The organism is Parabacteroides sp. KHUB-01 (genome assembly GCF_056640935.1).
The window spans coordinates 1,344,663-1,364,669 of the sequence record NZ_CM153256.1; the positions used below are offsets into that span (position 1 = coordinate 1,344,663).

Annotated in this window: 13 protein-coding genes and 1 tRNA gene; 4 read left to right on the forward strand and 10 right to left on the reverse strand. The window is 38.4% G+C overall.

Going from position 1 to position 20,007, the window contains the following annotated elements:
* Positions 1-10: 10 nt before the first annotated feature.
* From ACYIAR_RS06065 to ACYIAR_RS06075, 3 genes are all read right to left on the reverse strand, one after another.
* The gene (locus tag ACYIAR_RS06065; RefSeq protein ID WP_480332751.1) at positions 11-1,111 is read right to left on the reverse strand and encodes a GDP-L-fucose synthase family protein; all 1,101 of its coding nucleotides are present in this window, start codon (positions 1,109-1,111) and stop codon (positions 11-13) included.
* 152 nt (positions 1,112-1,263) lie between these two features.
* Positions 1,264-2,343 carry a GDP-mannose 4,6-dehydratase gene (gene gmd, locus ACYIAR_RS06070; RefSeq protein WP_480332753.1) on the reverse strand — a complete coding sequence of 360 codons (1,080 nt, stop codon included), beginning with the start codon at positions 2,341-2,343 and terminating at the stop codon, positions 1,264-1,266.
* A 196-nt stretch (positions 2,344-2,539) separates the two neighbouring features.
* Positions 2,540-2,611: transfer RNA gene (locus tag ACYIAR_RS06075), tRNA-Cys, on the reverse strand.
* 235 nt (positions 2,612-2,846) lie between these two features.
* Here ACYIAR_RS06075 and topA point away from each other — a divergent pair.
* Positions 2,847-5,192 carry a type I DNA topoisomerase gene (gene topA, locus ACYIAR_RS06080; RefSeq protein WP_480332755.1) on the forward strand — a complete coding sequence of 782 codons (2,346 nt, stop codon included), beginning with the start codon at positions 2,847-2,849 and terminating at the stop codon, positions 5,190-5,192.
* 77 nt (positions 5,193-5,269) lie between these two features.
* On the opposite strand, the gene ACYIAR_RS06085 is transcribed toward topA, so the two are convergent.
* The 5 genes from ACYIAR_RS06085 to ACYIAR_RS06105 form a co-directional block, all read right to left on the reverse strand.
* Entirely contained in the window at positions 5,270-6,211 is a 942-nt protein-coding gene (locus ACYIAR_RS06085; protein WP_480332757.1) for a DUF4922 domain-containing protein, read from the reverse strand.
* 5 nt (positions 6,212-6,216) lie between these two features.
* Positions 6,217-7,569: a glycosyltransferase family 2 protein gene (locus ACYIAR_RS06090; RefSeq protein ID WP_480332759.1), complete on the reverse strand. Its 1,353-nt coding sequence runs from the start codon at positions 7,567-7,569 to the stop codon at positions 6,217-6,219.
* Between the two features lie 139 nt (positions 7,570-7,708).
* Positions 7,709-8,875 carry a nicotinate phosphoribosyltransferase gene (pncB, locus tag ACYIAR_RS06095; protein WP_480332761.1) on the reverse strand — a complete coding sequence of 389 codons (1,167 nt, stop codon included), beginning with the start codon at positions 8,873-8,875 and terminating at the stop codon, positions 7,709-7,711.
* A 385-nt stretch (positions 8,876-9,260) separates the two neighbouring features.
* A complete protein-coding gene (locus ACYIAR_RS06100) occupies positions 9,261-10,355 on the reverse strand; it encodes an ISAs1 family transposase (RefSeq protein ID WP_480329149.1) in 1,095 nt (364 codons plus the stop codon).
* A gap of 187 nt (positions 10,356-10,542) precedes the next feature.
* Positions 10,543-11,991 carry a Gfo/Idh/MocA family oxidoreductase gene (locus ACYIAR_RS06105; protein ID WP_480332763.1) on the reverse strand — a complete coding sequence of 483 codons (1,449 nt, stop codon included), beginning with the start codon at positions 11,989-11,991 and terminating at the stop codon, positions 10,543-10,545.
* 320 nt (positions 11,992-12,311) lie between these two features.
* Between ACYIAR_RS06105 and ACYIAR_RS06110 the strand changes: the two genes are divergently transcribed.
* Both ACYIAR_RS06110 and ACYIAR_RS06115 read left to right on the forward strand, forming a co-directional pair.
* Complete coding sequence (locus tag ACYIAR_RS06110) at positions 12,312-13,424, forward strand: PCMD domain-containing protein (RefSeq protein ID WP_480332765.1); 1,113 nt, start codon at positions 12,312-12,314, stop codon at positions 13,422-13,424.
* Between the two features lie 19 nt (positions 13,425-13,443).
* The gene (locus tag ACYIAR_RS06115; RefSeq protein WP_480332767.1) at positions 13,444-14,199 is read left to right on the forward strand and encodes a porin family protein; all 756 of its coding nucleotides are present in this window, start codon (positions 13,444-13,446) and stop codon (positions 14,197-14,199) included.
* Positions 14,200-14,350: 151 nt separating this feature from the next.
* Here ACYIAR_RS06115 and ACYIAR_RS06120 read toward each other — a convergent pair whose 3' ends face one another.
* Complete coding sequence (locus tag ACYIAR_RS06120; RefSeq protein WP_480332769.1) at positions 14,351-16,411, reverse strand: acetate--CoA ligase family protein; 2,061 nt, start codon at positions 16,409-16,411, stop codon at positions 14,351-14,353.
* Between the two features lie 380 nt (positions 16,412-16,791).
* A complete protein-coding gene (locus ACYIAR_RS06125; protein ID WP_480332771.1) occupies positions 16,792-19,137 on the reverse strand; it encodes a transglycosylase domain-containing protein in 2,346 nt (781 codons plus the stop codon).
* A 584-nt stretch (positions 19,138-19,721) separates the two neighbouring features.
* Between ACYIAR_RS06125 and ACYIAR_RS06130 the strand changes: the two genes are divergently transcribed.
* Positions 19,722-19,931 (forward strand): hypothetical protein, encoded by a 210-nt coding sequence (locus ACYIAR_RS06130; protein WP_480332773.1) that lies wholly within the window; start codon positions 19,722-19,724, stop codon positions 19,929-19,931.
* Positions 19,932-20,007: the final 76 nt, after the last annotated feature.

Below are 20,007 nucleotides of genomic sequence, written 5' to 3' on the forward strand. Positions count from 1 at the left end.
AACTTATTATCTAAAAATTGACATGAATATTCCTTGTCAAATCCTCAATATACCATTTATATATTTTACCGACACCATCTTCAACCTCAATAGTATGGTGCCATCCAAGGTTGTGAAGTTTCGATACATCCGTAAGTTTTCGCATAGTTCCATCCGGTTTTGTATCGTCAAATACTATGGAACCATTGAAACCGACTGTATGCTGTATCAAATGAGCCAAATCAAAGATACTGATTTCTTTTCCTGTGCCAATATTAATATGACAATTTCTTATCGCCTTGTCTTCTTTTGAATATGTATCCTTGAAATTTATATTCTCCATAACAAACACAGTAGCATCTGCCATTTCTTCGCTCCATAAAAACTCACGAAGAGGTTTCCCTGTTCCCCATAATTCAACACGGTCTGAATAAATACCGAATTTATTCAATACGGAGATTATTTTTGCCTCATCAGCCGAACCATCAACTCCTTCAACCGGACGCTTATTCAAATCCAAACGTACAGACTGCCAATCCTGCTGGTTCAGGCATTTCGCCAGATGAATTTTTCTTACCATTGCCGGAAGGACGTGACTATTCTCCAAATGAAAATTATCATTTGGACCATAGAGATTTGTAGGCATAACTGCAATATAATTGGTACCATACTGTAGATTAAAGCTTTCACACATTTTCAATCCTGCAATTTTTGCTATAGCATATGGTTCATTGGTATATTCCAATGCAGATGTCAACAATGCATCTTCCTTCATTGGTTGTTCGGCATCTCTAGGATAAATACATGTACTACCTAGAAAAACCAATTTCTTTACATTATGACGGAAACTTTCACCAATAACATTTTGCTGTATCTGTAAATTCTGATAGATAAAATCTGCACGATATAAATTGTTTGCCATAATTCCACCGACATGAGCAGCAGCAAGGATTACATATTCAGGTTTTTCTTCATCAAAAAAACTTCTGACAGCAAAAGGATCCAACAAATCCATTTCTTTATGAGAACGGCCCACAAGATTGGTATAACCTTTTTGTTTAAGATTATTCCAAATTGCAGAACCAACCAGACCACGATGACCGGCTACATATATTTTTGAGTTCTTATCCATATTTATATACCCATATTTAAGTTTCGCATGTTGCTCAACTTAAAAGTTAACAAGGCTTCAAGGATAAGTTGGCAAGGTAAAAGCACTTGTCAACTTGTCTTCTTGTCAACTTGTTATCTGAAAGTTAAGCTTGCTAAGCTTAAGTTCCTATATTAATCCAGCTGTGATTTCAGATATAATTTTTTCACAAATTTCATATCATGTGAAACCATTATCTTAACTAACTCTTCGAAAGAAGTCTTTCGCGGATTCCATCCTAAAAGAGTTTTAGCTTTAGTCGGGTCGCCCAATAATTGTTCAACTTCAGCCGGGCGGAAATATTTCGGATCAACCTCAACCAGTACTTTTCCAGAAGATTTGTCTATACCTTTTTCTTCTACACCTTCTCCTACCCAAGTCAGTTCTATTCCGACTTCCTTAAATGCTAAAGTACAGAATTCACGAACTGTATGATATTCTCCGGTAGCTATAACAAAATCCTCAGGAGTTGGATGCTGAAGCATAAGCCACATACATTCAACATAATCTTTCGCATATCCCCAGTCACGCAAAGCATTTAGATTTCCCAAATACAGCTTATCCTGATGTCCCTGTGCTATACGTGCAGCAGCTAGAGTGATTTTTCTAGTTACGAAAGTTTCACCTCTTCGTTCAGATTCATGATTAAACAATATACCATTTACTGCAAACATACCATAACTTTCGCGATAATTCTTAGTTATCCAAAATCCGTACTGTTTGGCAACTCCATATGGAGAACGAGGATAGAATGGTGTAGTTTCTTTCTGAGGAACTTCCTGAACTAAACCGAAAAGTTCAGATGTGGAAGCCTGATATATTTTTGTTTTATTCTCATAACCAAGAAGACGCACAGCTTCAAGCAATCTTAATGTGCCTATTGCATCTGCTTCTGCTGTATATTCCGGCACATCAAAAGATACCTTCACATGACTTTGTGCAGCTAAATTATATATTTCATCAGGTTTTACCTGTCGTATTATTCGAACTAAGGAACTGGAATCGGTCATATCCCCCCAATGGAGATTAACAAGTCGCTTGTTCTTCATATCACGAACCCATTCATCCAAATATAAATGTTCAATACGACCAGTATTGAATGATGAAGAACGGCGCATTATTCCATGGACTTCGTATCCTTTTTCGATTAGAAACTCAGCAAGAAAAGAACCATCCTGCCCTGTAATTCCTGTAATTAAAGCCACTTTTGACATAACAAAAATATTTTTAGTATGTAAACACTCCATTACAAACATTGGCAAGTCCACCAATGAAAACTGGAAGTAAAAAATAATTATGCACTAACCCTACAAAGATAAGCCTTATATTCAATTTGGCAAACCTGGGACATCTATGGAACAGAATAGTATATAAACAAAAAATCCTGACAGCTAAGCTATCAGGATTTTGAGGTTCCTGGCGGATTCGAACCGCCGTACATGGTTTTGCAGACCACTGACTAAGCCACTCATCCAAGGAACCATTAATTTAAGAACTCGTTGTTTCTGTTTTGCGAGTGCAAAGTAAGACATAATTTTTTAATCATGCAAATATTTCTTCGTTTTTTTGCAAAAAAAATTTTCACGAACTACTTTTTCTTTGACAAAACAAACACAACAATTGATTATAAAACAATATAATGTTGAGAAAATATATACGAATAAATGATTTTTATGTAAGTTTGCACACGATTTCTAAACGGAGATAAACAAAAGATATGCAAAAAAATCTAGTCATAGTGGAGTCACCCGCTAAAGCTAAGACAATTGAAAAGTTCTTGGGTAAAGACTACAAAGTAATGTCAAGCTACGGGCATATCCGCGATTTGAAAGAAAAAGAATTTAGTATTGACATCGAACATAACTATGCTCCGAAATATGTTATACCAGCAGACAAAAAAAAGCTGGTTGCAGAACTGAAAGCCGAAGCTAAAAATGCAGAGATGGTTTGGCTTGCATCCGATGAGGACCGCGAGGGAGAAGCTATATCTTGGCATTTGTATGAAGTTTTGGACTTACAGCCTGAAAACACTCAGCGTATTGTGTTCCATGAAATTACCAAAACAGCCATTCTACATGCTATTGAAACACCACGCTCCATCAACATGGATTTAGTCAATGCACAGCAGGCTCGAAGAGTATTGGACCGAATCGTAGGATTCCAGCTTTCACCAGTTTTATGGAAGAAAGTTAAACCAGCACTATCTGCAGGACGCGTCCAGTCTGTTGCTGTTAGGCTAATTGTAGAACGCGAAAGAGAAATAAACGAATTTGTAGCTGAAGCTGCATACCGTGTTATTGCTCAATTTGTATTGCCCGACGGAACAACAATCCTAAAAGCAGAGCTTAACAAGCGTTTCAAAACAAAAGAAGAAGTTGTTTCTTTCCTTAAAGCTTGCAAGAATGCAACTTTCACAATTAACGATATAACTAAAAAACCGGTAAAAAAATCCCCTGCTCCACCTTTTACAACATCAACATTGCAACAGGAAGCAGCTCGTAAGTTGGGATATTCTGTTTCTCAGACAATGATGATTGCCCAGCGTTTGTATGAATCCGGTTTGATTACATATATGCGTACTGACTCAGTTAACCTGAGTGACCTGGCTCTTGGTACATCAAAGGAATGTATATTGGATACTTATGGAGAAAAATATTATAAATTCCGCCAGTATCATACTAAAAGCAAAGGTGCCCAGGAAGCTCACGAAGCTATCAGACCTACATATATAAGTAATAGTGAAATAAATGGTACGGCTCAAGAGAAAAAGCTTTACGATTTGATACGTAAGCGTACTATTGCCTGCCAGATGGCTGATGCGGAACTGGAACGTACAACTATCTCAATTGAAATCGGTGGTCAGACAGAAAAATTCATTGCTACCGGAGAAGTTGTCGTTTTCGATGGTTTCCTTCAGGTTTATCGTGAAAGTTCGGATGATGAGACAGAAAAAGAACAGGAAAACGGACTGTTGCCTCAGGTTTCACTTAATGAATCTTTGTCATTAAAACAAATAACGGCAACAGAGCGTTTCACGCAACGTCCTCCACGATATACGGAAGCAAGTCTTGTTCGTAGAATGGAAGAACTTGGAATTGGTCGTCCGTCAACATACGCACCGACTATCCAGACTATCCAGAACAGAGAATATGTTGTAAAGAGTGATTGTGAAGGTTCTGAAAGGAATTTTACAGTTATAACTCTTTCGAAAAACGATATCAAAGAAACTACAAAGACTGAAACAGTTGGAGCTGACAAAAATAAATTGCAGCCTACAGATATAGGTATTGTCGTTAATGACTTCCTTATGGAATATTTTCCGGATGTTATGGACTATAACTTCACAGCCAATGTTGAAAAGGAATTTGATGCCGTTGCTGAAGGTGAAATGGTTTGGACTGATGCCATTGACCATTTCTACAAGATGTTCCATCCTATTGTAGAAAAGGCTATAGCTATTCGCACTGAACATAAAGTAGGCGAACGTTGTCTTGGTAACGACCCGAAAAGCGGACGTCCAGTTTTCGTTAAAATCGGAAGATACGGTCCTGTTGTTCAGATCGGACAGTCAAATCCGGATGATAAAAACGCAGAAAAGCCTCAGTTTGCAACTCTGCGCAAAGGTCAGTCTATCGAGACAATAACTCTTGAGGAAGCATTGAAGTTATTTGATTTGCCAAGAACTTTGGGTGAATTTGAGGATAAAGTAGTTGTTGCAGCAATCGGCCGTTTCGGTCCGTTTATCCGTCATGACGGAAAGTTTGTTTCTATTCCAAAAACATTGGATCCGCTGACTATCACTTTAGAAGAAGCAATAGAACTTATCGAACAGAAACGCCAGAGCGACGAACAGCGTTTCCTGAAAAAATTTGAAGAAGAACCTGAATTGGAAATTCTGAAAGGAAGATTCGGCCCTTATATTGCTTACAAAGGTGCAAACTATAAGATTCCTAAAACGGTAGAAAATCCTGCAGAATTATCATTGGATGAATGCAAGAAAATTATCGAGGAATCTGCAGCTAAACCTGCAGCTAAGAAAAGAGTGACAAGAAAGAAAGCTTGATACAGTAGTTAACAAAAAACAAGTTGACAAGAATATCAGTATGATAATTTGCTGATAAATCTTGTCAACTTGTTTTTTTAATGTAATATCGATTTTATCTCCAAACTATTATAACAAACCTGAGAATATATATCTTCCAATATTTCTGAAGTCAGTTTATCAAAATCTTCTTTTCGTGGTGTTATAAACAAACCTCCAATGTCTGCGGCACCTGGACTTGTCAATATTTTCCCATCATCTTCCAGGAAATACTGACGCGGACGATGCAGCTTGCGAGGTATCACCAATATTCTCCATACTTCTCCTTTGAAATAAGAGAATACATTCATCTTCGGCTCAGTTTCTCCTTCCTCACAAGGTAATACATTATATAATGTATGAAACAAAGACAAGGCTGATTCTATATCTTTTGCTTCTATAGCAAAACCACTTCTAGAGTCAGAAAGATAATGATACAACACTGCTTTATCATTCTTGCATATAACAGGCAATGAACTATTATCCAAACTTTTGTTCACTTCAATATCTAATGGCATTTGTCCAAATGTTACAGCCTGAAAATGCAAATGGTCCGGAGCAGAAGCTCCACAACGAGGTCCATTGTAGAACAATGTATAATCTGACAACAAAGCAGAAAGCTCCATCATTTCCGTGAAGTGATCATATATGCTTTGTGCTTCATGTATCCGCGAAGGAATGGTGAAATGTTCCGTAAATATCGGGAATGGATTACAAAGCAACCAATATTTATCATGTATATCCATCCTTCCCTGCTCTGTTGGCGAATTTTTAGAACATAGAAAACATGGACGCTCGCTGATAGACTTGGAATCTATTTTTGCAGCTGAAGAAACAATACGGGCGGGATTAAACTGTACCTTAATCTGTTCGCCGCAAACATTAAGATTACGGACCATAACACCGGATAATGCTTTGAAATTATCCGATGCCAAAGGCCAGTTTCTTTTCTGTTCTTCTATAAAACTATGTGCTTCCTTGCTATAGTCTGACTTTTCCATGTCTGTTATTTGTTTTGAAACAAACGTGCTCTAAGCTCGATTGTTCTCAGTTTGTCTTTATAGAAATTATATCTGTTCATTTTCTCTACACTCAACGAAGCGTCGGAATTATCTTCCCATCTGCGGCAGAGATAAATAACATCATAAATTCGGCCAATTCTGTATTCACGGCTAATACGCAAACCAAGTGCATAATCTTCTCCGTAACTTGTGTTCGGAAGATTAATAGTTCTGAGCAAAGGAGTATAGAATGCTCGCGGTGCACCAAGACCGTTAATTCTCAAAGCATTGTTGCGTCCGTTTTCCAAAGTCCATTCCTTATGGTCGATTACTCCGGGAGGTATTTCCTCCATTGCAAAGTTCGTCATTCTGTATGTTCCGACAACCATCGCACATTGTTGCTCATAGAAAGTATCAACCACTTTCTGCAAAGTATTCTCAGAGCTATAAACATCGTCACTATCCAACTGGACAGCAAACTTTCCGCATGAAGGATGATGAACACCTGTGTTCCAACAACCACCAATTCCCAAATCCTTGCGTTCCGGAATTATATGTACCAGTCGGCTGTCCGAAGCAAACTCACCTATGGCTTCAGTTGTTCCGTCGGTAGAATGATTATCTATAACTATAAGATTAAAATTGAAATTCGTTTTCTGTGCCAATACAGACTTTATGGCATCACGTATTGTACGCACTCTGTTACGTACAGGAATGATAACACTCGCCTCAACAGCAAACGAAGCAGAATCCTTGCTCCAGTCTATTTCCTTGAAAACAGGTGAAAGATATGCTCCGATTACTTTGAGATGCTCAGTGCATGCTTTTTCCATTTCAATCTGAACTTGTCTGTTACGAGGATTTACATAGTCGAAAATTTTCTCTCCCGAAGCACGAGTATCAATTTCCTTGACAGAATACAGATATTCATCAATATGAACTATCGGAGCTATTCGCGACAAAGCCAGACGCAAGGCATATAGTCCGGCAAACTCATACTCAGTATTTAGCGAAAGCAAGGCTTCACGCCAAGCAGACACACGAACTAAAAGAACCGGACCGAAAGCAAAGTCATCACGCAAACTGCCTTCCTGATATTCTATCAGCGGATGTGGCTGTAATGCATCTTCACTCTCTTCATAATAATCTGCATATACCATTGAAGCACGGCTATCGTCTGCTATTTGAAGGAAACGTTCTTCGGCAAACAATCCCATGTTTATCAATGACTCTGAAAGATATAACATGGCATATTCTGCTTCGCATTTTTCCGCCAGTTCAACTACTGTAACAGAAGATAGTATATTTCCGTTTGCCTTAAAATCTTTTCCGGCAATGAATTTCTGTATTCTTTTCATAAAATATCAATTATTTCTATTTCGCAGGTTACTCAACTTAAAAGTTGACAAGGTCAAACACCCTTTAATTATATTAATAACTCTTGTCAACTCGTTTTCTTGTCAACTCGTTTTCTTGTCAACTCGTATCTATAATTACTTAAACAAGTCGCAGTTCATGAAGACAAGCATCCACCTCAGTTCCGCTTCCAAGATGTTTTCCCAAATCATCAGAAAGTTTTATGCATTCGCGCCACTCCTGATTCTTGTTCATCTTACATTGAGTAAGTTTCATGACTATATTAGAAGGTTTATATCCTGTATCGTTGGTAAGATTTGTACCGATACCAAATGCACAGCGTATCTTTCCGCTGCAATAATTATATATTCTCAGAGCTTTCTCAAAGTCCAAAGCATTGCTGAAAATAATAGTCTTGGTAGTGGCGTCTATTCCCAATTCCTGATAACGGGCAATAAGGCGGTCGATAAATTCAAATTCGTCGCCAGAATCACAACGCACACCATCAAACAGTTTTGCTTGCTTACGGCTAAAATTCGACAGAAAAGAATCTGAAGTATAAGTATCTGAAAGCGCAGTACCAAGGTCTCCGTCATAAACATTGACCCAGTTCTCAAGAGCCATATAATTGGCATGCTTATATCCGAACTGTGCACCATGAAACATAAACCATTCGTGTGGATGAGTTCCCATCATCAGCATATTATATTTCATAGCCAGATGACAGTTTGATGTTCCGGTGCAGTAAAGAGAATTCTTCTTCAGATAATCTATAACCAACTCCTGAACTTCGTATGAGAATCTGCGTCGTGTTCCAAATTCGGAAAATGGCATCTTGTTTTGATTTGACAATTCTACCTTTTCCTTCAATCTGGACAGCACATATTCCCTGTCCACCTTATGTCCTGAATACTTATTCTTAATCTCAGATACAATTGCAAGCAGCGGAACTTCATATAAAGTGACTTTATAAAGAAAATCTGTCACTTCCATATGCAAATGCTTTTTATCATCAAGATAGACATTTATCTTTTCCGGCTCGAAACGGAAAGACGACAACCATTCCCAATAAGCCAAAGGGATGAAACGGCAATGAGCATACATATAATCTTTTTCCTCCTCAGTTAGCCTTACTGCGGCCAATGATTTGATTGCAGATTTAAGTTCAGAAAGAAATTCTTCACTGTATTCCGTTTCGTCGCGGTCGGTAAACGCAAATGTTCCCATTGCATAAGGGAACAATTTTATATAAGCATAAGATGTGGTAAACTTATACAAATCAGTATCTAATATTGAATATAAAGTCATATAGTTTTATACGAAATTTTGTTTTATGATTTTTGAAAAAGAGATAGCTATATAAAAGTATCCCGATTAACATTAAATCCTAAAGATACAAAATTTAGACAAACCACCCACACAATTGCATACAAAAAACAGGGCAACCGCACCAAAATTCCATTCAAAATATGTTTTGCAACAGGTTTGTTAAAATAGTTCTGAAAAAAATGTGTTATTTGGGAAATAAAGCGGATATTGCGGATAGCAAAACCTTAACTATGAAAAACAACCTTAGCGATTGGATTTTTTACGTGTCGATTTTACAACCAAAGTCTTTCGACTATGATTCGTAAGATCTTATGAGAGGTCTCTTATAAAAAGAGGCCTCTTTTTTATGATTCAGATCATCCGGTCAGAACTGCAATAACTTTTTTAAATAGTTAATATCCAAAGCTGCCTTGTAAAGTCTTTTTTTAAGGCTTAACTTATCCTTTTGTTCAGAGATGATATGTAAAGCCACTTTTCTAATCACTGACAGGTTTTGTGATGAATATCCTTTCCTCGCTCTGCAATCATCCTCTTTAAAAGTAACGTCCAAATGCCAATGCAGTTGGTTCTCAATACTCCAGTGTCCTCTTATTATTTTTTGAAAGTAAGACGCACTTAATCCTTGCTCGTCACTGATATAATATCTGGTTTCAAGAGCCGTTTTCCCGTTCATCTCCCTACTTGATTCCATTTTTACAATCGTCCCTAGTCCTTTCCAAGATTGAATGGTTTCCGGAAGCAGATATTCCATGGCTGGAAGAATGCTGCATTTCCTGACTTCTATCCTTCCATGGTCTTTTTCCACAGTCGTATCCGAATCAAGGCCGCCGTGTACTTTAAAAGCACATTCAATATCCTCATATAGAGACTTCTGATTACCTTTTACCGACAATAGATAATGCCCCTTCTTTTCAAGTATCAAGTCTACAACCTCACGTTGCGTTCCCATAGCGTCTATGGATATAACTGCATCCTCAATATCTATGGCTGACAACACTTCGGGAATGGCTGTTATCTCATTGGACTTGTCTTCCACTTTTTTCTGATATATACAGAATTCGTTCTCGCTTACCCAGGCATTCAAAATGTACAGACCTTTATTCCCGCGAGAGGTCGGCGATGTCCCACTTTGCTTCTTCCCGTCTATAACAATCTGTTTTTCTGATAAATCCGACAGGATTGACTTCCCATAACTACAAAGACAATGTTCTAATTCGGTTGGGTCTATGCGTTGAAACACACGCTCAAACGTATCTTTTGAAGGTACACCGTGAGGAAGTGAAAGCATATCCTTAAGTTTTTCTCCACGTTCCAAGGTAAACAGACGCATATCCTCATAATCTGTTCCGCCTGTCAGGTAAGTACACAAACCTATCATTAATATGTCTGACAACAAATGTAGACAACGACCTGTTACACGAGGATCGGTAACTTCTGAAAAATACTTGGATGGATTCATTTCACTGCAAATTTATCATTTCTATTTCTGTTTCGGTTTGCCGCTGCAAATCTAAGGTGAGGCACAGATAAACACTTCACTGATGATTACAAATTTTGATGCGGTTGCCCTGTACAAAAAAACGCAGGAGCAGAGAATGAACTCTGTCCTGCGTTTATAATAATATCATTTAAGTTTCGTTAGACTCTTATTTATCGAAATAAGGCAATGAATACGGATTACGATACTGATACCAGTACAAGCGATGAGCAGCAGCTTCCTTGTCATCGCCAAACGACAATGTTGCAGGATCCCATTTAACCGGACGACCTAATTCGCGTGCGATATTGTTCAAGCAGCATAGAGTGTTTGTGCTGCAACCAACTTCAACCGGAGCGATAGGATTCTTGCGTGAACGTACGCAGTCGATGAAGTTCTGCATATGAGGAGCACTTGTTTCATATTCGCCAGCCATGCCACCTTTGCTCTTCTTGTTTTTCTTCTCCGCTTCCATTTTCTTCTTCATTTCTTCCCAGTATTTCTTCATCTGCTCTGGAGTCAACGGACGTTTACCTGCCAATTCAGCCGGAACTTTTGAAGGATCAGAACATGCCAAATAACCACGGGCAACTTCAATCCAGCCTTCATCACCAATGAACTTGATTCCCTGAGCAGAATCATTGTCATCCAAATAAGGCTGTTCTGTCATCACAATTCCGTTTGCATATCTCATTGCTGCATATTTGGCGCCATTGTATCCTTTAGGAATAAACTCAACAGGACCTGAACCATCCATACCGATTGCAGCTTGGGCAATATCAAACATATGCGCACCCCAGTCTGCTGTGTAACCATTACCTGTTTCGCTATACCAACGCCAAGCACCCCACAGTTTTTCATTTTCTTCAGGATCCAAAGAAATAGGAGGACACAAGTCTGGATGATAATGAATCTTCGGATCGTTCAACGGACCCATCCACTGATTGAAGTTCAAATTTGCAGGAACTGGCATTTCCGGCAAATCAAGAGGTTTAGGTGGTTCTCCAACGCGAGCATAAATCTTTTCGATATGACCGATAGCTCCTGATTGAACCAATTCGATAGCTTTCTGGAATTCCTTGCTTGAACGCTGCTGGCTTCCTACCTGCAATACTCTGCGGTTATCGCGTACAGCACGCACCATAGCAAGACCTTCAGCTATTGTGAATGCCAATGGTTTCTGGCAATATACATCTTTTCCTGACTGACATGCATGTATTGTATTCAATGCGTGCCAATGGTCTGGTGTAGCAACTTCAACTGCGTCAATATCTTTTCTGTTCAACAAATCTTCATAAAATTCATACTTATCACAACGCTGGTTCATTCCTTTGGCAGCCTGCCATTCTGCTACACGACGACGGAAACGTTCAGTTTTCATTGTATCAACATCGCAACATGCTGCGACCTGAACTCCTGGACAAGCAGCAAAGCCTTTAAAATCTGATAATGCCTGCTGTCCTAAACCGATAAATCCAAGAACAACTCTGTCACTCGGTGCAATTCTAACACCATCAATTTTCCAACTTGGCAAAATTGTCAAACTAGCTAAACCTAAAGCAGACAAACCCAAAAACTCCCTACGGTTCATTCCGTTTTTCTTTTCCTTATTATTCATGGTTATTTTATTATTGTTTTATAAGGTTGTTAACAATTTCTCAAATTTATTAAATGATTTCGAATATCTGACAATTAATCTAGCAAATAATGAGCCAAGATAAAAAACTTGATAAAAATCAAGTAAAACACATTTTATTATGTAAGTTTGCCCATAAGTGATTAAGTTAGAGTGAAGTTACATAATAGGTAAACTTTAAGGACTTCAGAATATTTATATCGTATCCATAACCTTGTTTACTTGTAAACTGAACTTAAAAACTTATAAACTCAGAAACTTATCTATCATTACAGTTGTTATTCAACAAAATAGGATATAGCATGAAGAATAAAATTTTAATATTGTGCAACATTGCTTTATTGGCTCTAAACAGTTGCATCAAAGATGAGCCTCTTTGTCCGGAAGCAGAAATAACAAGTTTCTCCATTCCTGAAAAGATTGCATTCAGTACTCCGGTAATAAACCAAGGAACAAATACTATTGAAGTATTTGTGAATGAAGACACAGACCTCACTAACATCACTCCGACATTGGAGGTAAACGACAAATCAACTCTTTCACCGGCATCAGGAACTGCACAAGATTTTACTGATCCTGTAATATACACTGTTACTGCTGAGGACGGAATCCATACTCGTGAATATACAGTAAATATAATACCAATGACGGATGACGTGTTTACTCCTTTGATGAAAAAATTCAATTTCAACAACTGGCAGACAAATTCGACTCTGAACTACGAATATCCAATACAGCTATTGGACAATGGAACTACTTTCAATATTTTCTCGTCAAGTAATCAGGGCGTTTCTTTGTACCAGCAGTTCAGCGACCCGTCATTATATCCTACGCATTCCATTGAGCTGAACGGTGGCAAGGCAGCAGAAATCATAACAAAAGAAGGTCCGGGAAGTATTCTTGGTCTCCAATATATTCCGGTAATAGCCGGTTCTTTATTTACCGGCACAATGAACCTTCTGAATGCTTTGGCAAATCCGCTGACAGCTACGGAAATGGGACAGCCTTTCAACCAAAAGCCTGTGACACTGAAAGGATATTATAACTATAAATCCGGAAGTGGAAGCTATATAGAACGAGATGGTAAAGTAAACCCTTCAAGAAAAGACTCATGTGCTATTTATGCTGTATTTTATAAGATTGATGATAATCTTAAAACTCTTGACGGCACGAATATTATGACACATAAAAACATAATATCAATGGCAATGTTGCCGGACCGTTCTTCAACCCCAGGAGAGGAAATGATTCCGTTTGAAATTCCTTTCGTGAAGAAAAACGATATTGAAGTTGATTTCAGCAAATATTCCTACAAACTTGCATTGGTATTTTCTTCAAGTTTTTATGGCGACAGATATGAAGGAACGCCGGGAAGCAAACTTATTGTTGATGATGTTGAGATTGTAACAGAGTAAAAATACAGGAGGTAAAAAGATGAATAAATATATAAAGATATTGGCAATAGCAGGTATTTCCTTTTTATCGGCTTCTTTTGCCAAGGCACAGGAGTTTTCAAGTAATTGGGAATGTAAGGTTTTTGCAGGATATAATATTGGAGGAACATCTCCACTTCCTTTACCTGCGGAAATAAGAAAAATAAACTATTGGAAACCTGGATTCGGAGGAACTCTTGCTTTTCAGGCAACTCGCTGGCTGTCTCCTAAATGGGGAATTAGCAGTGGATTAGCTATCGACCTTAAAGGTATGAAAATCGGAGCTGAAGTGAAATATCTCCAAACGAATCTCGTTGTGGGCGAAGGCGACAACACCGGTACTTTCTCAGGCACTTTCTCCGGAAAAAACACAACGGACATGAGAAATGATTACCTTGTGATTCCTGTTCTGGCAGCTTATCGTCCAAACGAAATTTGGAGAGTGCGTTTTGGCGGATATGTTGCTGTGCAGAATAACGCCAAATTTGAAGGAACTGCTTCCGACGGTTACATAAGGAACGGCGGACCGACCGGAGAACGTATAAATGTTGAATCTGCTACTTACGATTTCGCAGACAAAGTAAAGCGATTTGATTGCGGACTTATGGCTTCGGCTGATTGGTTTTTCACAGAAAAAATGGCTGTTACGGGACAATTATCGTGGGGATTGATTCCTATTTTCCCTTCGGATTTTGACGGGCTGAGCTATAATATGTACAATATTTATTTGTCTCTTGGAATAGCTTATAAATTGTAGTTAACAAGGTGTCAGATACAAGTTGGCGAGAAGACAAGTTGACAAGAATTTCGGATAATAATTCATGAAATTATAAGTGTTCTGACCTTGTCAACTTGTATCTGAAGCCTTGTTAACTTTTAAGTTGAGCAACTTGCGAAACTTAAATTATTTACTTTTCAATTCTTATACGGGCATCGACAGCAAACAAACCTCTTTCTGTTGCAAGAAGCGGATTGATGTCCATTTCCTTTATTTCCGTAGCAAAACGAAGCAATGTTGACAAGCGGACAATAATATCTGCATATTGCTGCTCATCGATTCCTTTCTGACCACGTGTACCTTTAATAATTGGATAACCGCGAAGAGAGTGAATCATTGAATATGTTTCTTCGTATGACAGAGGAGCAAGACCAGAAGTCACATCCTTAAGCACTTCCACGAATATTCCGCCAAGACCACATACGACAACATGACCGAAACGATTCTCATATTTAGCGCCAAGGAAAAGTTCCTGACCTTTTAACATCGGCTGAACAAGAATGCCTGTCACGCCCGGAAGTTTCATCATTCTGTCATATTCAAGAGCAAGATGTTCTTCTGAAGGTATATTCAATGCAACTCCGCCAATGTCGCTCTTGTGGACAGGACCAACAACTTTAGCAACAACTGGGAAACCAACTGATTTTGCAAAATTGATAATCTCTTCTTTATTATCTGAAGAGAATTCCTCAACCAAAGGAATATTTGCAGCCTTAAGAAGCTCGCGAGTATCCAAAGGATTCAAATATCCGCTCTCAGGCAAACGGTCAATGATTCGACGAACTTCAGGAACGTCAACTCCATAAAGCTGAATATCTGTACTTGCAGGTTTAGGAGTATTGATTACTCGTGCCAATGCCGTACCAAGTGTAACTTCGTCAGAGAAATTCACATGCCCTTTCTTCACAAAACTCTGAACTTCCGGACCAGCTGTAACAATTGACGGAAGCACAGGGAAAATAGGCTTCTTGCATTCTTCCATTTTCTTGTGAAGAACTTCATATGCGTCATAAAGCTTAACCAAACCCGGGCTACCGAAGATAACCATCATAAGGTCGATATTGTCGAATCTGTTTTCGCAATAGTCAATTGCTGTGGCAAGATGCTCCGGAGTACCTGTACCAATGATATCGATAGGATTTCCAACTGCTGCACCAGGATAAAGTTTAGTTTTCAGTTCTTCAGCAATAGGTCCGTTCAAATCCGGCACATTCAGTCTTCCTTTTGACAAAGCATCGGCAAGCATAACAGCCGGACCGCCGGCGTGAGTTACAATCGCACAGTTCTTGCCTTTCACTTCCTTAAGTGTGAATATACTTGCAACAGTGGTAAGTTCCTCACGACTGAAACATCTTACGATTCCGGCTTTACGGAACAAAGCCTCAACCGCAGAATCAGCATTTGCGATAGCGCCAGTGTGTGATGAAGCGGCACGCTTTCCGGAATCTGTACTTCCGGCTTTGATAGCAGCAATCTTACAACCTTTGCGGATAAGAGAAGAAGCATGGAACAAAAGTTTGTCCGGATTCTTGATTTGTTCCAGATAAAGCATCTTTATCTTTGAATCCATTACCGGGTCAAAGTTCTTATCCATATATTCCAATATATCCTCAACTCCATTCTGAGTGCAATTACCTACAGACCATACTGATGAGAAACGCAATCCTTTTGTAAGAGCTGATTCGATAATAAACAATGCAGTTCCGCCGGAGCTGGAAATGAAATCAACTCCTTCCGGATGAAATTCAGGTATAGGCAAAGTGAAGACACCGTGAAAGTTCATGTTCATCAGACCGATACAGTTCGGACCAATCAGAGAAGCTCCTGCTTCATTGATAATCTGAAGCATTCTGGCTTCAAGAGCTGCGCCTTCTTTTGTTTCTTCACCAAAACCGGCAGAAACAACAATGAAAGCTTTCACTCCTTTTTCCTTTGCCAAAACCTCTACGGCATCAGGACAAGCCGGTCCGGGAATAGACAGAATTGCCATCTCCGTTTCCGGAATATCTTTAACTGAAGGATATGATTTCAGACCTTGAACGTCTGTTTCCTTCTTGTTTACCACATAAAGTTCACCTTTATATTTTCCGTCCAATAAATTACGAACCAAGCGACCGCCCGGTTTGTGAACATTGTTGGAGCCACCGACAACAACAATACTTTGAGGATTGACTAACTCACGGTTTATCATAACATTTTGTTTTGATTTAACGACTATAACCTTAGCAAATATATGTAATTAGATTGACAAATGCTCAATTCGGGCATCATATTTAACATTTAGTAAAAAATCCACATAAAACATATATTACTAGGTATTATATATTATAATTTATGTTTCGTTAGCTCAGCTTTCAGATAACGAGTTGAAAAGAAAACAAGTTGACAAGAGTAATTATATATAAAATAAGAAGTAAAAGGAGTTTGACCTTGTAAACTTGTCTCCGAAGCCTTGTTAACTTTTTAGTTGAGCAACTTGCTAAACTTTAATTTTGCAATATACAAAAAAACTCCGCTATATTGTCCGACAAACAATATAACGGAGTTTTATTATAAAGATAAATTTATATATCAATCAAACATTTCGTCAATACCACCAACTGTAGTTTCACGCTCATCATTTACAACTTCTTTTTCCGAGCTGCAAGGATTAGCATATTGTTCAGGGATTTCCCAAACATCGTCTTCGCTATATCCTAAAGATTTATCCTTATATACTTTCTGCATATAAAGGGCATATATAGGAAGAGCAGATGCAGCTCCTTGTCCCCATTCCATTCTGTCGAAATGAATTGAACGTTCTTCTCCACCAACCCAGCAACCAGACACAAGAGTTGGAGTGAATCCCATAAACCAAGCATCAGAGTTGTTCTGTGTTGTTCCTGTCTTACCTCCCATTTCGGCTTTTATACCGTAACGTCCTCTGACACGTCCACCGGTTCCGCCATCAATAACGCTCTTAAGCATATGCAACATTTTATAAGAAGCGTCTTCCGGCAACACTTCATTCATCTTAGGAGTGAAGTTTGCAATAGTATTTCCATACGAGTCTTCGATACGTGTAACATAAAGCGGAGCAACTCGTATTCCTTTATTTGAGAATGTGGTATAAGCACTGACCATTTCCCCTACCGACACGTCCGGAGTTCCAAGACAAACTGAAACAACCGGGTCAATCTCTCCTTTCAATCCGAATGAATGAAGCAGGCGAACAAATGTATAAGGAGAAAGTTTGCCCATCAGATATGCAGTTACCCAGTTGTCAGAATTCTGCAATCCCCACTGGATTGTAACCATCTCGCCGATACGTTTTTTGTTGGAGTTTCGAGGAATCCAAAGCTTTCCGTTTTCGTCAGTCAGCTGCTGCTGCACATGAAGCATCTCATCGCAAGGACTGATACCTTCAATCATAGCCAACGAATAAAGATAAGGTTTGATTGTTGAACCAATCTGACGGCGGCCACCATTTACCACATCATACTGAAAACTATTGTAATCAATTCCTCCTACGTAAGCCTTGACATGTCCGGTTCGCGGGTCCATTGACATAAAGGCACTACGCAAAAACGACTTGTGATAGCGGATTGAATCCCATGGCGACATAATTGTGTCAATCGGTCCGTCCCAGCTGAACACTCTCATATCAACAGGTTCGTTGAAGACTTTTCTCATTTCACTCTCACTCATTCCAGCTTTCTTCATCGCACGGTAGCGGTCTGTCTGATGCATTGCACGCATAATGATTGTATCCGCCTGTCCCTTGGTAATATCCTTAGAGAAAGGAGCATTGCTCTTACCTTTCTTTTCCTTGAAGAAAACAGGCTGAAGAGTTTTGCCTACGTGTTCACGAACTGATTCTTCAGCATATTGCTGCATTCTGGAATCAATTGTTGTATAAATCTTAAGACCGTCTGTGTAGATATTATAGTTTTCGCCGTTGGCTTTCTTGTTTTTGTTACACCAGCCATACATCGGGTCGTTCTCCCATGCTGTTGAGTCTTCCTTGAATTTCTGCTCCTGCCATGAAGCGTAATTCTTTCTGTTCGGTTTCTTTGCTGTCAATGTCAATCGCAGATATTCACGGAAATATGGAGCCAATCCGTCTTTATGGTCAAGTCTTGTAAAATGAAGAACCAAAGGAAGTTTCTTCAACGAGTCGCATTCTGCCGCTGAAATATATCCTGCTTTAGCCATCAAATCCAAAACTGTGTTTCGGCGTCCGCGAGTTCTTTCGTTACGTCTAACCGGATTGAAATATGAAGGATTCTTACACATTCCTATCAAAGTTGCAGCTTCTTCTATTTTCAGAGTTTTAGGAGTCTTTCCAAAATATACTCTTGCTGCAGACTGAATACCTACGGCATTATAAAGGAAGTCGAACTTGTTCAGATACATATTGATAATCTCTTCCTTTGTGTAATAACGCTCCAACTGAACAGCAATAACCCATTCGATAGGTTTCTGGAACAGACGCTCCATCATATTGTCGGCACTTGGCGAGAAGAGCTGTTTTGCCAACTGCTGTGTAATGGTACTTCCGCCACCACCACTCTTCTGCATAAGTATTCCGCGCTTAACCACTGCACGTAAAAGTCCTTGCATATCTATACCGCTATGAGATGCGAAACGGACATCTTCTGTTGCAATAAGTGCATTAACAAGATATGGTGACAAATCTTTATAGTTAACATATATACGGTTATCCTGACTATGGGCGTAACTACCCAAAGTTTTTCCATCCGAAGATATTATCTGAGAAGCATATTTATCAATTGGATTTTCCAATTGCTCCACCGGTGGCATATAACCGATAGAACCGTTTGCTATGGATGAGAACAGGAAAAATACAACAGCCACTCCAATGAAGAATAAGGCCCAACAAGTAATTATTATACCTTTAGTAATCTTTGATGCCATAATTTTTTATTCACTACGTACTAGTTGGCAAAGGTACTGAATTAGTTGGAATTTATGACATATATATATCAACTTTTATAGTTAACAAGGCTTCAGAGACAAGTTGACAAGTAGATAAGCTGATTGAAAGTTAACTTAACGAAGATTGAATATTTAATACTTCAGTTTTTAATGCTAATGATACCAACTGTTTCATATATTGTGAAAAACTTTTTCCATATATTATGAAAATATTTTTTCATATATTGTGAAACTTTTGTTTCATATATTATGAAAAAAGTTTTCCAAGCTCTGAAAATTTCGTGGAAATACAATTATTTAATTTACAACAAATTAATACAAACAATTAAATTCTATAAATCCACAAAATGTAGAACTAGGGAAAGTTGAGTTAAATAATTAATATAAGGCGTTTTTATGTTGAAAAACTAACTTTTTCACAGTCCGTTTAATAAAGGAATATTATAACTTTGCATAAAGTGAAGTTGTTATTCATACTATAATATTGGGGATAGATTTTCCATGAAATAATATGATAACAGAATAACTTAAACAAACACGAAAAAAATTATAATCTGAGTATCATGGAAAACGACAGTAAACAATTTAACCCATCTCCTTTTTTAGGAGTATTCTTATTCGCCGGAATTATTATTGGACTTGCTATCCGCAACAATTTTGATATAAAATCTTTAGCTATAACATATGGATTGCTGGGCGGAGCTATTATGGGTGTTTTATTTGAGGGTTACAGATTTTACAAATTTTGGTGCGCCAAAAACAAAAACAAATAAAAAACAGTTTCTTAAATAAAGCTTGTATCAGGCTTTTTGCAGGAAACATAATATTTGCAGATATAAAAATAACGTA

Excerpts from the sequence above, each read along its gene's own strand:
- ACYIAR_RS06065 (WP_480332751.1), bottom strand. The coding sequence starts at position 1,111 with ATGGATAAGAACTCAAAAATATATGTAGCCGGTCATCGTGGTCTGGTT.
- gmd (WP_480332753.1), bottom strand. The coding sequence starts at position 2,343 with ATGTCAAAAGTGGCTTTAATTACAGGAATTACAGGGCAGGATGGTTCT.
- topA (WP_480332755.1), top strand. The coding sequence starts at position 2,847 with ATGCAAAAAAATCTAGTCATAGTGGAGTCACCCGCTAAAGCTAAGACA.
- ACYIAR_RS06085 (WP_480332757.1), bottom strand. The coding sequence starts at position 6,211 with ATGGAAAAGTCAGACTATAGCAAGGAAGCACATAGTTTTATAGAAGAA.
- ACYIAR_RS06090 (WP_480332759.1), bottom strand. The coding sequence starts at position 7,569 with ATGAAAAGAATACAGAAATTCATTGCCGGAAAAGATTTTAAGGCAAAC.
- pncB (WP_480332761.1), bottom strand. The coding sequence starts at position 8,875 with ATGACTTTATATTCAATATTAGATACTGATTTGTATAAGTTTACCACA.
- ACYIAR_RS06100 (WP_480329149.1), bottom strand. The coding sequence starts at position 10,355 with ATGAATCCATCCAAGTATTTTTCAGAAGTTACCGATCCTCGTGTAACA.
- ACYIAR_RS06105 (WP_480332763.1), bottom strand. The coding sequence starts at position 11,991 with ATGAATAATAAGGAAAAGAAAAACGGAATGAACCGTAGGGAGTTTTTG.
- ACYIAR_RS06110 (WP_480332765.1), top strand. The coding sequence starts at position 12,312 with ATGAAGAATAAAATTTTAATATTGTGCAACATTGCTTTATTGGCTCTA.
- ACYIAR_RS06115 (WP_480332767.1), top strand. The coding sequence starts at position 13,444 with ATGAATAAATATATAAAGATATTGGCAATAGCAGGTATTTCCTTTTTA.
- ACYIAR_RS06120 (WP_480332769.1), bottom strand. The coding sequence starts at position 16,411 with ATGATAAACCGTGAGTTAGTCAATCCTCAAAGTATTGTTGTTGTCGGT.
- ACYIAR_RS06125 (WP_480332771.1), bottom strand. The coding sequence starts at position 19,137 with ATGGCATCAAAGATTACTAAAGGTATAATAATTACTTGTTGGGCCTTA.
- ACYIAR_RS06130 (WP_480332773.1), top strand. The coding sequence starts at position 19,722 with ATGGAAAACGACAGTAAACAATTTAACCCATCTCCTTTTTTAGGAGTA.